Raw genomic sequence first — 14,322 nt, forward strand, 5'->3', positions numbered from 1 at the left:
TCCCTTTTTTGAAGGATTCAGGAAGCCAGGGTGAAGCGGCTGAGCAGACCGGCGCCACGCGCGTACAGCGCTGGCACGTAACGCTTGGCGCGCCAGATCAGTCGCGCGTCGATCTGCGGAAGGACATAGAGCCGGCCCTTGTCCAGGGCCTTGAGCGTGGTGCGGACGACGCCCTCGGCGGAAACGCCGGTGAGCGACACCCAGCGGTTCATCAGCGGCGTTACCGAGTCGTCGATGCGACCACTGGTGAAAATGTTGGTTTTCACCACCGTCGGGCACAGGGCGGTGACTTTGAGACCGCTGCCCGCGCTTTCCGCCGCCAGCGTCTCGGACACCGCCAGCACCGCCGCCTTGCTGGCGTTGTAGGGGCCCATGCTCGGTGCCGCCGCGAAGCTGGCGGTGGAACAAACGTTGATGATGCCGGCACGGGACAGGCCACGCAGACGAGGCGCGAACACATGGCAGCCATGGATCACGCCCCACATATTGACGCCCATCACCCAGTGCCAGTCTTCCATGGGGATATCGCCGATGCGCTTGCCGCCGGCACCCACGCCGGCATTGTTGATGACCAGATCCGGCTCCTCGCCGAACCACTCGGCGGCGCGCTCCGCCAGGGCCTCCACCTGCTCCAGGCGGGACACGTCGCAGGCCACCATCAGCGCCTCGCCGCCCTGATCACGGATGGCGGCGGCGGTGGCCTCAGCGGCGTCGGCATCAAGATCGGCGCACACTACCCGACCACCACGGCGCGCCAGTTGCAGAGCGAAAGCGCGGCCGATGCCGCTACCGGCGCCGGTGACCACGGCGCGGGCGTTGCGTGAAATGCTGTCCGTCATGTTCAGAGTCCTCGCCAGCACGATGTCAAATTGACCGTGACATTCATCAATGGCAAGGTAGTCCGATCATTTGTTCGGATTCAACTCGGATATGCGGACTTCATCGCGTCAACGCCGGCCCACCCAGAAACGGGCCAAAGCCACCGTCAACGCCATCGTCGAGGCCGGTTTTATTTCCCTGTCCCGCCATGGCCTGGAAGGCACCACTACCCGCCACATCGCCGAAATCGCCGGCGTCGGCGTCGGCTCTCTCTATGAATACTTCGCCAACAAGGAAGAGGTGTTCGACGCCATGCACCAGCACGTGGTGAGGGAGGTGGTGGCCCTGGTGCAACCGCGCATTCCGGAACTGGTGCGCCTGGACATCCGCGAACTGGTCGCCGAATTGCTGTACCGCTATCGTGACCTGCTGGAACGGGACGATGGCCGCTACCTGCGCTACATGAGCTACGCTGCCTACTTCGCCCCGCGCAATCAGTTGGAACCGATCACCCAGTTACTGATGAATCTGTTGGTGCAATACGTCATGCACCATCCCCAACTGACCCGGCTGGGCAACCTGCCGGCCATGGGCTTCATCATGATCAATGGCGGGATATTCACGGTGATCCGCTATCTCACCGACCCCAATCCGGCGGTGGATTTCGACGACCTGGTGCGCGGCCTGGGCGACATGGTCGCCCACTTCGTGGATGGAGAACTGGGGAAATCAGTTAACCGTTAATAGCTTCAGCCGCGGCGGTCTTTTACTTGAGAAGGTCCTTGTGCAGGTGCGGCGCGTCGGCACCGACCCGCTGCCAGGTCTGGCTGCGACCGAGCAGGCTGACGCCGATGTAGCCGCGCGCTTCCAGGGTGTCCGGGTCGGCCAGAGTGGCCTTGGCGCTGTAGGTCTTGCCGTTGTCGGGAGAGTAGATGTTGCCGTCCTCCCATTTGTTGCCGCCGGCGTAGTGCAGGTCCTTGAGTACCTCCACGCCGAGCAGACGGCGGCCGCGCTTCTCCTCATCCGGGTTGTTCTCGTCGTAGCGGGCCTCGCCACTGCTTGAACCCACTACCCGGCCATTCCAGGTGTCCTCGTCCACCTGGTAAATCTGCACATAACCGCCACTGTCGGTTTCCCATACACCCTCGATGGCGTGGCTGTCGTCGGCGGCCCAGGCGGCGGCGCCGGCGGTAAGCAGCGGAGCGGCGACCAGGGCGGAAATCAGGGATCGGATCATGGTGGATTCCTCTTCGGTTGAAGGCAGTGAGCGACGTGAAGGGTATACAACTCCCGGGAAGTTGTCTGCCAATCCGTCGTCGCTTCGTTCCCCCTATTAGAAGGGCAATCCGGTGGATGGGTTTATAAAAAACCGTGAAAACGCGCCGGGCGCCGGTGGGCACCCGGCGGCGCGGTCAACCCAGAATGTGCTTCAGAGCGTTTTCCAGGGTCTCCACGGTACGCTCCACATGGTTGAGCTTATCAAGACCGAACAGCCCCACGCGGAAGGTCTTGAAGTCCGCCGGTTCGTCGCACATCAGCGGCACGCCACCGGCGGTCTGCAGGCCCTCGGCGATGAACTTGCTGGCATTGTGCAGGCCGTCATCGTCGGTGTAGCAGACCACCACTCCCGGGGCCTCGAAGCCCGGCGCCGCCACGCTGCGGATGCCATGGCGGGCGAACAGCGCACGCACCCGGCCACCCAGCTCTTCCTGCAGGGCCCGCACCACCGGGAAGCCCTGGGCACGGGTCTCCTCCATGAAGTCGCGGAAGCGCGCCAGACTGTCCGTGGGCAGCGTGGCATGGTAAGCGTGGCCGCCGTTTTCGTAGGCGCGCATGATGTCCAGCCAGCGCTTCAGATCGGCGGCGAAGCTGGTGCTGCGGGTCTCTTCAAGACGGGCCAGGGCGGTGTCGTTGAACATCACCAGGCCGGCGCAGGGCGACGAGCTCCAGCCCTTCTGCGGCGCGCTGATCAGCACGTCCACGCCGGTGTCCCGCATGTCCACCCAGATCGCCCCGGAGGCGATGCAGTCGAGCACGAACAGGCCGCCCACCTCGTGCACCGCCTCGGCCACCGCCTTGATGTAATCGTCCGGCAGGATCATGCCGGCGGCGGTTTCCACATGGGGCGCGAACACCATCTCCGGCTTTTCCCGGCGAATGGTGTCCAGCACCTGGTCCAGCGGCGCCGGCGCGAACGGCGCCGGCTCGCCCTCGCCGCTCACCGGCCGTGCCTTGAGCACGGTTTCATCGGCGGGGATGCCGCCCATCTCGAAGATCTGGCTCCAGCGGTAGCTGAACCAGCCGTTGCGGATCACCAGACAACGCTTGCCGGTAGCGAACTGGCGGGCCACCGCTTCCATGGCGAAAGTGCCGCCACCGGGCACCACCGCCACCGCTTCGGCGCCATAAGCCTGCTTCAAGGTGGTGGAGATATCCCGCATCACCTGCTGAAAGGCCTGGGACATATGATTCAGGGAGCGATCCGTGAACACCACGGAATATTCCAGCAGACCGTCCGGGTCCACCTCGGGCACCAGTTGAGACACAAGCATTCTCCCGCTTCAAAACCTTGAATAATGACAGGCTCCCGTTATAGAGACGCCGGCGGCGCGCTGCAAGCATGGCGGCCTTCCCGTCTCGTGAGGCCCACCGCGCGCTGTATCCTGTATCCTGCATCCTGTATCGCGGCCGCAAGGCCGCCTCGACCACCCGGGAGAACACCGTGACCACTCTCAACATCCGCACCCTTACCCTGCCCACCCAATGGCACCTGGACACCGTCAAGGACCAGGCTGGGGATCTGAGGTTGGGCGTCTGGGATCTGAAAGGCGCGCCCGAAGGGCTGAGCGAGGCGGAGGTGGAGGCGGTGGTGTTCCACCATCCGGCCGGCGAGGCGGGCAAACAGCGCCTGTCCACCCTGCCCAACCTGAAGCTGATCCAGACCCAGTCCACCGGTTACGACGGCTTTATCGAAGCGGGGCGCGGCGCCGCCGTGGCCAGCGCCTACGGGCTGCACGCCGGCCCCACCGCCGAGCTCACCCTGGGGCTGATTCTCACCGCCCAGCGTGGCCTGGACCATTTCGCCCGGGACCAGGCGGACCATGCCTGGCGACCGTTCACCACGCCGGGGCTACTGGACCGCAAGGTGCTGATGATCGGCACCGGCGGCGTGGGCGCCGCCATCGCCGAGCGACTGGCGCCGTTCGGCGTCGAGCTGACCCGGGTCGGCACCCGCGCCCGGGACGATGAGCACGGGCATGTGCATGGCGTGGACGAGTTACCGGCCCTGCTGCCGGCGGCGGAGATCGTGATTCTGATCACGCCGCTCAACGACGCCACCCGGGGCATGGTGGACGCGGACTTCCTGTCCCGCCTGCCAGACGGTGCCCTGGTGGTGAACGTGGCCCGTGGCCCGGTGGTGAACACCGACGCCCTGCTCGCCGAACTGCGAAGCGGCCGCCTGCGCGCCGCCCTGGACGTGGTGGACCCGGAGCCTCTGCCCGCCGACCATCCCCTGTGGGACGCGCCGGGACTTTGTCTGGTCCCCCATGTGGGTGGTCGCTCGGAAGCCCTCAAACCACGCCTGGCCACCTACCTGCGCGAACAGGTACGCCGCATTGCCAACGGGGAACCGCTTCAGAATCTGGTCCACGCGGGGAATCGCGGCTGAAGCCGCTCCTACGCGCCCGCCAGGCCGCCGCTCACCAAGTGTCGATCATCGGCCGGCGCTTCCCAGCAATGGGTTCCAGCCCGCCCGGCGGGGTGGCGCGCAGGCCGCGCAGAATCCAGGCGCGGGAATCCGCCGGGTCGATGACCGCGTCGATTTCCAGAGCGGCGGCCATGCTCAGCGCCTCGCCACGCTCATAGAGCTTGTCCACCAGTTGCTGAAACAGGGCCTGTCTTTTCTCCGGCGTTTCCTGGGCGTCCAGCTCCTTCTTGTAGGCCAGGTTCACGGCCCCTTCCAGGCCCATGCCGCCGAACTCACCACTGGGCCAGGACGCGCAGAACATGGGCGCGTGGAAAGAACCGCCGGTCATGCCCTGGGCCCCCAACCCATAGCCCTTGCGCGTCACCAGCGAGAGCAGCGGCACGGTGAGGCTGGCGGCGGTGACGAACATACGGCAGGTGCGGCGCACCATGGCGGTCTTCTCCTCGTCCGGCCCGACCATGAAACCGGGGGTGTCGCACAGGCTGACCATGGGAATGCCGAAGGCGTCGCACAGCTGCATGAAGCGCGCCGCCTTGTCGGCGCCGGCGGCGTCGATGGCGCCGCCCAGCACCTTGGGATCATTGGCGATCAGGCCCAGCGGCCGGCCCTCGATGCGTACGAAGGCGGTGATCATGCCCGGCGCGAAATCCCGACGCAGTTCCACCGTGGAGTCGGTGTCCACCAGCAGGCGGATCAACTCGCGCATGTCGTAGGCGTGCAGCCGGTTCTCCGGCACCGCCCGGCGCAGCCAGCGCTGGTCCTCGCAGTCCCAGCCGGTGACCGTGCCCTGGAAATAACCCATCAGTTTTTTCGCCAGGGCGGCGCCTTCCTGTTCGTCCTTCACCACGCAGTCAATCACGCCATTGGCGCGCTGCACGGCCACCGGCCCCACTTCCTCGGGCTTGAACACGCCCAGGCCACCGCCTTCGATCATGGCCGGCCCGGCCATGCCGATGCAGGCATTTTCGGTGGCGATGATCAGATCACTGGAGCCGGCGAACACCGCGTTGCCGGCGAAGCAGCGGCCGGACACCACGGCGATGCGCGGCACCAGGCCGCTGAGGCGCGCGTACTGCAGGAAACTGGGGCCGTCCAGGCCGGCCACCTTGGTGGCATTGTCGGTGTCGCCGGGGCGGCCGCCGCCACCTTCGGCGAAGAAGATCACCGGCAGCTTCTGCTGCTCGGCCACCTGCAGAATACGGTCGGTTTTCTTGTGGTTCATGGTGCCCTGGGTGCCGGCCAGCACGGTGTAGTCGTAGGCCAGCACCGCGCAACGGCTTTTGCTTTCGTCGAACAGCCCGCCGTTCACCGCGCCGATGCCGACCACCATGCCGTCCGCCGGGGTGTTGGTGATCAGGTCGTCCAGGTCGCGGCGAGCGCGCTGGGCGGCGAAGGTGAAGGCGCCGTATTCGATGAAACTGCCCTCATCGATGATCGCCGCCACGTTTTCCCGGACGGTACGCTGGCCAGTCTTGCGCCGCCGCGCCACCGCGTCCGGCCGGTTCTCATCGAGCAACAGGGCTTCCCGGGCCCGCAGTTTCGCCAGGTCCGGACGGATGCGGTCCAGATCGATCTCTTCTTCCTCCGCGTCGGCGTCGACGGCCACCTCGCCCGGTTCGATGAACAACAGTGGATCGCCGGCGGCCACCGCGTCACCCACCGCGAAGGCGAGCTGGCATACGGTGCCGCTGGTGGTCGCTTCCACCCGGTGCTGCATCTTCATGGCCTCGACGAAGGCCACTGGCTGGCCTTCGCGGACGCTGTCGCCCTCGGCAACCAGCAGCTCCACCACCACGCCCTGCATCGGCGTGGCCACGCCTGCGGTACCCGGCGGCGCCTGGATCGACGGGCCCTGTGATTCCACCTCGCCACCGGCCTCGCCGAAGTGCAGGGACGGGTGCTCACCGCCGTTCACCAGCTCGGCCATGTGGTCGTCCACGAAGCGGGTGTAAACGGTGTTGTCGGTGACTTCGTCGCGCCGCAGCAGGTTCTGCAGGAAGCCGACATTGGTGTCCACGCCCTCGATACGGAACTGGCACAACGCCCGGTAGGCGCGCCGCACGGCGGTGGCGAAGTCGCCGCGGCCGTGCACGATCAGCTTGGCCAGCAGGGAATCGTAGTGGGGGCTGGTGCGATAGCCGCGATAGCCGAAGGTGTCCACGCGGATGCCCGGGCCGGACGGCGGCTCGAAGGTGGCCAGGGTGCCGCCGGCGGGACGCGCCTCGCCGCTGGCGTCCATGGTTTCCATGTTGACCCGCAGTTGCACGGCGAACCCGGAAGGCGCCGGCACCGTGTCACGGCTCAGGCCCAGATCCGCCAGGGAAGCGCCGCCAGCGATTTTCAGCTGGGTCTGCACCAGGTCCACGCCGGTGACTTCCTCGGTGACGGTGTGCTCCACCTGCAGGCGCGGGTTGGCTTCGATAAAGGCGAAGCGGTTTTCATCCGCGTCCACCAGGAATTCAAAGGTGCCCAGGCCGCGATAGCCGACCCGGCCCGCCAGCCGCAAGGCGGCGTCCAGCAGCTTGTGCCGGGTCGCGTCGGAAAGCGTCGGCGCCGGCGCGATTTCCACCAGCTTCTGGTTACGGCGCTGCAGGCTGCATTCCCGTTCCCACAGGTGCACCGGCGCGTCGCCGCCGTCACCCACCACCTGCACCTCGATGTGCCGGGCGCGATCGATAAAACGCTCCACGTACAGGGCACCGTTGCCGAACGCGGCCTGCGCCTCCGCCTGGCAGCGCTTGAATGCCTCGGCCAGGTCGTCGCCGGGACGCACGATGCGCATGCCTCGCCCGCCGCCGCCGGCGATCGCCTTGACGATCACGGTGGCGTCGGCGCCCAGTCCGTCGCGGAACGCCCGCGCCTGCTCAAGGGTAGTGTCGGCACCGGTGCCGGGCACCACCGGTACCTCGCACTCCTCCGCCAGCACCCGGGCGCGGGCCTTGTCGCCCAACAGCGCCAGCACCTCCGGGGTCGGCCCCACGAAGGTGAGGCCGGCCCGCTGGCAGCGCTCGGCGAAGTCACGGCTTTCGCTGAGAAAGCCATAGCCGGGATGCACCGCGTCGCAGCCGGCCTCCACGGCCACCCGCACCAACTGTTCGGCGTCCAGGTAGGCGGCGGCGCCGCGCCCCTCCAGCCGCACCGACTGGTCGGCCACCCGGGTATGCAGCGACCGCTCATCGTCGGCGGGATGGACCGCCACAGTGGCGATGTTCAGGTCGGCGGCGGCGCGGGCGATGCGCACGGCGATTTCGCCACGGTTGGCGATCAGAAGCTTACGGGTCATGGCGGCAGTCCGGTTTTTTATCAGTCGATTCACAGATCGTTTGGCGGCAAGATAGCGAGATACTGACTTGCACGTCAATTAGTATTGACTCAGGTTTTATTTACTTGCAGATTAGTCAACACTCGCAGCGTTCCACCCAACCATGAGGAGGCCGGCGTGGCCCGACCGGAAAAAAAATCCCAGCTAGGCCAGCCACCCATGAAGGCCCAGATCAAGGCCGCCGCCCGGGCCCTGTTCATCGAGCGCGGGCTCAGCGACGTCAGCTACGGCGACATCGCCGAGGTGGTCAACACCACCCGCGCCAACCTGCATTACCACTTCGGTAACAAGGCGGCACTGATCGAGGCGGTGTTCCAGGAAACCTTCGATGACCTGGAGCAGCAGTTCCAGAATGTGTGGGCGCGTCCGGGGCTGACCCTGGCGGAACGCATCGGCCTGGTGGCCGCGGATTGCGAACGCCGTTTTTACGAATTCAACGACAGCGAAAAGGGCCGTAACCCCTGGAGCCTTTCGGCACGGGCGCGGTTCGAGCGACACCTGATTCCGGAGCGCATCCAGGAAGGCATCTCCGAGATGTCGCGACATTTCGAGGACTATGTGTCCCATGCCGTGAAGCTGGCCATTGGCAGCGGCGAATTGCGCCCCGACACACCGGTGCGCCAGGTGGTGATGCTGATTACCCCACTCTGGTATTTCGGCTCCCTGCTCACCCAACACAGCGGCCTGAACAAACTGCTCGACCATTATCAGGCGGTGATCGACACCGTCACCGCCGCTTACGGCAACCGATAACAACAATCCCCTTCGGCCTCGGAAGAGGCCGACCGTGGATGTGCCCGCACGGAGATAAACCATGGCACACGATGACCACACCGGGCAGCCCCTGCTGGCGGTGAACAATCTGAACATCGCATTCGCGAACGACGCCGGCGAGACCGCCATCACCCGCGATGTGTCGTTCACGGTGGGCCACGGCGAGCGAGTCGGCGTGGTGGGCGAAAGCGGCTGCGGCAAGACCGTCACCGGGCTGGCCTTGCTTGGCCTGCTGCCGGAGCGCACCGCCCGGGTGCGCGGCGAGATTCTGTTCCAGGGCCGCGACCTGCTGAACATGCCAGCCCGCGAGCTGCGCCGTCTTCGCGGCCGCGATATCAGCATGATTTTCCAGGAACCGATGAGTGCCCTGGACCCGGTCTTCACCATCGGTGAGCAGCTCACCGAAACCCTGCGCGCCCATGAAAAGGTGGGCCGCCGGGAAGCCCGCGAACGGGCCGTGGCCGCTCTTGAGGAGGTGGGCATCCCCTCGCCGCACCTGCGCCTCGACGACTACCCCTACCAGTTCTCCGGGGGCATGCGGCAACGGGTGATGATTGCCATGGCACTGATCTGCCGGCCCCGGCTGGTGATCGCCGACGAACCCACCACCGCCCTGGATGTGACCGTGCAGGCGCAGATCATCGATCTGCTACGTGAACTCAGCGACACCACCGGCACCGCCCTGTTGTTCATTACCCACGATTTGGGGGTGGTGGCGGAGACCTGCTCGCGGCTGCTCACCATGTACGCCGGCGAGGTGGTGGAAAGCGCGCCGGTGGACACCGTGCTGCGCCGTCCGGCGCATCCGTATTCCTCCGGGCTGCTGCGCTCGCTACCCGGGCTCAGCGAGCGGGGCGGCCGTCTGCCGTCGATCCCGGGACGCGTGCCCGCGCCCGGCCAGATGCCCGCCGGCTGCCGGTTCCAGGCACGCTGCCCGCATTCCGCCGACGGCTGTGAACAGGGCCAGCCCCTGCGCGAGCTCGATAACGGGCGGCTGGCGCGCTGCTGGCGTGGCGCCGAACTCACCCTGCCGGGAGCGGTGACATGAATGCCCGCCTGACACCCCGCCCTTCCACCCAGGCCGCCGGCGTGCGCGCCGACCGGGTGCGCGTGCACTTCCCCACCCGCGCCGGCACCGTCAAGGCGGTGGACGACGTGAGCTTCGATATCCGCCCCGGAGAAACCTTCGGCCTGATCGGCGAATCCGGCTCCGGGAAGACCACCCTGGGCCGGGCACTGGCCGGCCTGCAGCCGCTCAGCGACGGGCGCCTGTTCTACGACGGCCGCGAGCCGTCATCGCTGAACCGGGCCGAGCGCCGGCGACAACGGCGCGATCATCAGATTATCTTCCAGGACCCTCACGCCGCCCTGAACCCGCGCATGACCATCGCCCAGTCGGTGATGGAGCCACTCGACATTCTGCGCGACGGCGACCGTGCCCAGCGCCGCCGGGTGGCCGACGAGGCCCTGGAGCGGGTGGGCCTGGCACCGGAGGTCGGCCGCCGCTACCCCCATGAGTTGTCCGGCGGGCAGAAGCAGCGGGTCAATATCGCCCGGACCCTCACCCTGCGCCCGCGCTTCATTGTCTGCGACGAGGTGGTGGCGGCCCTGGACGTATCGATTCGCGGCGCCATTCTGAATCTGTTCGCCGATCTGCAGGACGAGTTCGGCATCACCTACGCCTTCATCACCCACGACATCTCCGTGGTCTCCCACGTCAGCGACCGGGTGGGCGTGCTCTATCTGGGCCGGCTCATGGAGCAAGGGCCGGCGGGCGCGGTCTGCGAACAGCCGCTGCATCCCTATACCCAGGCGCTGCTGTCGGCGGAGCCATTGCCGCTGCCCAGCGACCAGCGCGACCACCGGCGCCGCATCCGCTTGCAAGGCGAGATTCCCAGCCCGCTGAATCCACCCTCCGGCTGCCCGTTCCGCACCCGCTGCCCGCGCGCCGAAACACGCTGCGCGGAACAGGTGCCGGAATGGCGGGAGGTGGCACCGGACCATCGCGTGGCCTGCCATTTCGCCGGCCCTGCCTGAACAACCCGTTTTTCCGAACAAAACAACAAAATTCCAGGAGAGCCCCATGAACATGAAAGCGCCCCACCATCACGAACACCCGGACCATGACACCCTGGACGTGGGCGGCCACGCCGTCTCCCGCCGGGCCTTTCTCGGTTACCTGTCCGGCGCCCTGGCGGTCGGCACCCTGGGCGCGCCAGGCCGGCTCTGGGCCCAGGGCGGCGGCGCCGTATTGCGCGTGGGCGCCAACGCCAACCCGTCCAGTCTGGACCCGGCCACCGGCGGCTCCGGCTCCGACCATGTGTTCCTGTTCCCGATTTACGACACCCTGGTTACCTGGGACTTCGCCAGCCTCAAGGCGGAGCCGGGCCTGGCGGAACGCTGGGAATTCACCGACCCGAAAACCCTGGTACTGCATCTGCGCCAGGGCGTCACCTTCCACGATGGCACGCCATTCAACGCCGAGGCGGTGAAAACCAATCTGGATCGCAGCCGCGCGGCGGAATTTTCCAACATCCGCTCCGATCTCGGTTCGGTGGACCAGGTGACGGTGAACGCCGAGCACACCGTCACCCTGCACCTGAAGAATCCGGACACCGCCCTGCCGCTGATCCTCTCCGACCGGGCCGGGATGATGGTGTCGCCCAAGGCGCTCGAGGCCAACGGCAACCGGGTGGACCGCAAGCCGGTGGGCACCGGCTTCATGACATTCCAGAAATGGAACGACGGCAGCGAAATCACCCTCACCGCGTTCGACGGCTACCGTCGTGACGACAAACCGGCCCTGGCCGGCATCACTTTCTCGATCATCACCGACAGCGCCACCCGGCTGCGCGCGGTGATGTCCGGGCAGGCGGATCTCGCCTATCACCTGGACGGTCGCCAGAAGCCGCTGGTGGAAAAGATGCCCACCCTGAACGGTGTGGTCGGCTCCACGGTGTATTGCTTCCAGCTCTATCTGAACATGTCCCGGGACACCCTGGCGGACCGCCGGGTGCGCCAGGCGCTGAATTACGCGGTCGACCGGGATGCTTTTATTCGCGGCGCCATGGCCGGTTCCGGCGAGCCCGCCTATATGAACCTGCCGAAATCTCACTGGGCCTACGACGCGCCCACCGCCGAGCTCTATCCCCACGATCCCGACAAGGCCCGCGCCCTGCTCAAGGAAGCCGGCTACGCCGACGGCGTGACCCTGGACATGCGCGGCTACAACGACCAGTCCTCGGTGCAGATGCAGGAACTGCTGCTGGCGCAGTTCGCCCGCGCCAACATCAAGGGCCGCTTCCGCACCGGCACCATCGCCGATATGTCGGCGGAGTACTTCGCCAAGAAACAGGGCGACCTGCTGCTGTCCGCCTGGACCGGTCGGCCCGACCCCAGCCTCAGCTACTCGCTGATGTACAACCAGGATTCCTACTTCAACGCCGGCGACAAGGCTCCGCCGGAGGGCTTCACCGAGGCGCTGCTGGCATCGCGCGGTAGCGACGACCTGGCCATCCGCCGGGAGGCGCTGGCCAAGGTCCAGCGGCTGGTGATGGAAGACGCCCTGGTGGTGCCGCTGGCGTTCCGGGAGAGCATCGTCGCCGTCAACGGCAAGGTGAAGAACCTGCGCAACAACCTGCTTGGCAAGCCCAAGTTCAATGACGTAACCATCGAGGGCTGATCCCGTGGCCAACCGCGTCAAACAGCGCATGGTGGCTGCCCGGCTGCTGCAGGCATTGCCGATTCTGGTGCTGGCCACCTTCATCGTGTTCTGCCTGATGCAGCTTATTCCCGGTGACGTGGCCGTGACCCTGGCCGGCGAAAACGCCTCCATGGAACGCATCCAACAAATCCGCGAGGCCTACGGCCTGAACCAGCCGTTCCTGGTGCAGTACGGCCAGTGGCTGGCGCACGCCGCCCAGGGCGAGCTGGGCACCTCGCTACTGTCCGGTGAACCGGTGGCGCACACTATCGCGCGCACCTTCCCCAATACCCTGCTGATCGCCGTCTACGCGGTGCTGGTGTCGGTGCTGGTGGGAGTGCCGCTGGGTATTCTCGCCGCCACCCGCGCCGGCTCGCCGTTGGACAGCACCATCATGGGGGCCGCCTCCCTGGGCGTGGCGGTGCCGAATTTCTGGTTTGGCATGATCCTGGTGCTGTTCCTGGCCCTGGGGCTGCAGTGGTTTCCGGCCACCGGCTTCGTGTCGCCGCTGGAGGATTTCAGCGGCGCGCTCTGGTACGCCACCCTGCCGGCGCTGGCGCTGTGCACCAACGGCATCGCCGAGGTGGCCCGGCAGCTGCGCGGTTCGCTGGTGGAGATCCAGTCTTCCCAGCATGTGCGTACGCTGCACGCCAAGGGGCTGAGCCCGGCTCGTATTCTCTGGAAGCACGGCCTCAAGAACGTGAGCGTCAATCTGCTCACCGTGGTGGGGCTGCTGTTCAACAAGATTCTCGCCGCCACCGTGGTGGTGGAAGCGGTGTTCGCCATTCCCGGTATTGGCAGTTCCATCGTCAACGCGGTGCTGCAGGGCGACTTTCCGGTGGTGCAGGGCGCCGTGCTCGCCATGGTGGTGACGGTGATTCTGGTGAACCTGTGCACCGACCTGGCCTGCACCGTGCTCGACCCGAGGATTCACGCATGACCACCGCCTCCGTTTCTTCTTCGTCCAGCCACGCCGCCGACGAGCCGGGCCTGGCCCGGCGCGTGCTGAGCTGGCTGCGCGGCGATCCGCGCGCCGCTTTGAGTTTGCTGGTGCTGGTGCTGATTCTCGGCACCGCCTTGCTGGCGCCCTGGGTAGCGCCTTACGACCCGGCCCACCAGGATCTGGAGCATATGCTGGAGGGGCCGTCGGCGGCCCACTGGCTGGGCACCGACGATCTCGGCCGGGACGTGCTCAGCCGGCTGATCCACGGTGGCGCCAATTCCCTGTACGCGGCCCTGCTGGCGGTGTCGGTGGCGTTGCTGATCGGCATTCCCCTGGGCCTGATCGCCGGCTTCGTGGGTGGTTGGACCGATGTGGCCATCAGTCGCCTGATCGATACCTTTCTGTCGTTCCCGGCGATCATCCTGGCGGTGGCGGTGACCGGTGCCATGGGCATCGGCCTGACCAACGCCATGTTTTCCGTGGGGCTGGTATTCGCGCCGCAGATCGCCCGGCTGATTCGCGCCCGTACGCTGGTGGTGCGTCAGGAGCTGTACGTGGACGCGGCGCGTTGCTTCGGGGCGTCACCGTTGCGGCTGCTGGGGCGCCATGTGCTGCCTAACGCGATCCAGCCGGTGATCGTGCAGAGCACTCTGCTGCTGGCGGTGGCGTTGCTGGCCGAGGCCAGCCTCAGCTTCCTGGGTCTGGGGGTGCAGCCGCCGGACGTGAGCTGGGGCGCCATGATCGCTCGTGGCTATCTGTATATGTCGCTGGTGCCGGAGCAGATGTACGCGCCGGGGCTGATCATCATGATCACGGCCGTGGCCTTCAATGCGCTGGGGGAATCCCTGCGTACCGCTCTGGACCCGACGGCGCGGGGGCATGGGTGATTTCGGCTTCGTTGGTCGTTTGGACCCTCCAGCGGGGACGCGTCTCGGCGTGGCTTCGTGGATTGGATGGGGTTGTAGGAGCGGCTTCAGCCGCGATCAACGGCGGTGCCAACCGCATCGCGACTGAAGTCGCTCCTACGAGGCGGTGCACTTTCCGGTAGGAGC

At 66.6% G+C, this 14,322-nt stretch carries 12 protein-coding genes; 8 read left to right on the forward strand and 4 right to left on the reverse strand.

Annotated elements, in window-relative coordinates; translation table 11 throughout:
- Positions 1–17 precede the first annotated feature (17 nt).
- Positions 18–839, reverse strand: coding sequence for an SDR family NAD(P)-dependent oxidoreductase (locus tag ACLD02_RS16740; RefSeq protein WP_203106034.1), 822 nt, complete (start codon positions 837–839; stop codon positions 18–20).
- 91 nt (positions 840–930) lie between these two features.
- Here ACLD02_RS16740 and ACLD02_RS16745 point away from each other — a divergent pair, with 91 nt between their 5' ends.
- The gene (locus ACLD02_RS16745; protein WP_410299223.1) at positions 931–1,563 is read left to right on the forward strand and encodes a TetR/AcrR family transcriptional regulator; all 633 of its coding nucleotides are present in this window, start codon (positions 931–933) and stop codon (positions 1,561–1,563) included.
- A gap of 22 nt (positions 1,564–1,585) precedes the next feature.
- Here ACLD02_RS16745 and ACLD02_RS16750 read toward each other — a convergent pair whose 3' ends face one another.
- Entirely contained in the window at positions 1,586–2,056 is a 471-nt protein-coding gene (locus tag ACLD02_RS16750) for a DUF2147 domain-containing protein (protein WP_410299224.1), read from the reverse strand.
- Positions 2,057–2,231: 175 nt separating this feature from the next.
- Positions 2,232–3,365, reverse strand: a complete 1,134-nt coding sequence (locus ACLD02_RS16755; protein ID WP_410299225.1) for an aminotransferase class V-fold PLP-dependent enzyme — start codon at positions 3,363–3,365, stop codon at positions 2,232–2,234.
- Between the two features lie 176 nt (positions 3,366–3,541).
- Between ACLD02_RS16755 and ACLD02_RS16760 the strand changes: the two genes are divergently transcribed.
- Positions 3,542–4,489: a 2-hydroxyacid dehydrogenase gene (locus tag ACLD02_RS16760; RefSeq protein ID WP_338015257.1), complete on the forward strand. Its 948-nt coding sequence runs from the start codon at positions 3,542–3,544 to the stop codon at positions 4,487–4,489.
- A 31-nt stretch (positions 4,490–4,520) separates the two neighbouring features.
- Here the strand turns inward: ACLD02_RS16760 and ACLD02_RS16765 are convergent, their stop codons facing one another.
- Positions 4,521–7,811, reverse strand: coding sequence for a carboxyl transferase domain-containing protein (locus tag ACLD02_RS16765; RefSeq protein ID WP_410299226.1), 3,291 nt, complete (start codon positions 7,809–7,811; stop codon positions 4,521–4,523).
- A 156-nt stretch (positions 7,812–7,967) separates the two neighbouring features.
- On the opposite strand from ACLD02_RS16765, the gene ACLD02_RS16770 reads away from it, so the two are divergent.
- The 6 genes from ACLD02_RS16770 (at position 7,968) to ACLD02_RS16795 (ending at position 14,157) form a co-directional block, all read left to right on the forward strand.
- On the forward strand, positions 7,968–8,603 hold the full coding sequence (locus tag ACLD02_RS16770) for a TetR family transcriptional regulator (protein ID WP_203106040.1): 636 nt from the start codon (positions 7,968–7,970) through the stop codon (positions 8,601–8,603).
- A 61-nt stretch (positions 8,604–8,664) separates the two neighbouring features.
- A complete protein-coding gene (locus ACLD02_RS16775; RefSeq protein ID WP_203106041.1) occupies positions 8,665–9,672 on the forward strand; it encodes an ABC transporter ATP-binding protein in 1,008 nt (335 codons plus the stop codon).
- Positions 9,669–10,661 (forward strand): ABC transporter ATP-binding protein, encoded by a 993-nt coding sequence (locus ACLD02_RS16780; RefSeq protein ID WP_203106042.1) that lies wholly within the window; start codon positions 9,669–9,671, stop codon positions 10,659–10,661. The genes ACLD02_RS16775 and ACLD02_RS16780 overlap by 4 nt, the downstream gene beginning before the upstream one ends.
- Before the next feature lie 46 nt (positions 10,662–10,707).
- Entirely contained in the window at positions 10,708–12,306 is a 1,599-nt protein-coding gene (locus tag ACLD02_RS16785) for an ABC transporter substrate-binding protein (protein WP_410299227.1), read from the forward strand.
- A gap of 4 nt (positions 12,307–12,310) precedes the next feature.
- Entirely contained in the window at positions 12,311–13,267 is a 957-nt protein-coding gene (locus tag ACLD02_RS16790; RefSeq protein WP_203106050.1) for an ABC transporter permease subunit, read from the forward strand.
- Complete coding sequence (locus ACLD02_RS16795) at positions 13,264–14,157, forward strand: ABC transporter permease (protein WP_203106052.1); 894 nt, start codon at positions 13,264–13,266, stop codon at positions 14,155–14,157. Before ACLD02_RS16790 ends, ACLD02_RS16795 begins: the two co-directional genes overlap by 4 nt.
- The last annotated feature ends 165 nt before the right edge of the window (positions 14,158–14,322 follow it).

The organism is Alloalcanivorax sp. C16-2 (genome assembly GCF_046507615.1).
Classification (GTDB): Bacteria; Pseudomonadota; Gammaproteobacteria; order Pseudomonadales; family Alcanivoracaceae; genus Alloalcanivorax; species Alloalcanivorax marinus_A.

Excerpts from the sequence above, each read along its gene's own strand:
- ACLD02_RS16740 (WP_203106034.1), bottom strand. The coding sequence starts at position 839 with ATGACGGACAGCATTTCACGCAACGCCCGCGCCGTGGTCACCGGCGCC.
- ACLD02_RS16745 (WP_410299223.1), top strand. The coding sequence starts at position 931 with ATGCGGACTTCATCGCGTCAACGCCGGCCCACCCAGAAACGGGCCAAA.
- ACLD02_RS16750 (WP_410299224.1), bottom strand. The coding sequence starts at position 2,056 with ATGATCCGATCCCTGATTTCCGCCCTGGTCGCCGCTCCGCTGCTTACC.
- ACLD02_RS16765 (WP_410299226.1), bottom strand. The coding sequence starts at position 7,811 with ATGACCCGTAAGCTTCTGATCGCCAACCGTGGCGAAATCGCCGTGCGC.
- ACLD02_RS16775 (WP_203106041.1), top strand. The coding sequence starts at position 8,665 with ATGGCACACGATGACCACACCGGGCAGCCCCTGCTGGCGGTGAACAAT.
- ACLD02_RS16780 (WP_203106042.1), top strand. The coding sequence starts at position 9,669 with ATGAATGCCCGCCTGACACCCCGCCCTTCCACCCAGGCCGCCGGCGTG.
- ACLD02_RS16785 (WP_410299227.1), top strand. The coding sequence starts at position 10,708 with ATGAACATGAAAGCGCCCCACCATCACGAACACCCGGACCATGACACC.
- ACLD02_RS16795 (WP_203106052.1), top strand. The coding sequence starts at position 13,264 with ATGACCACCGCCTCCGTTTCTTCTTCGTCCAGCCACGCCGCCGACGAG.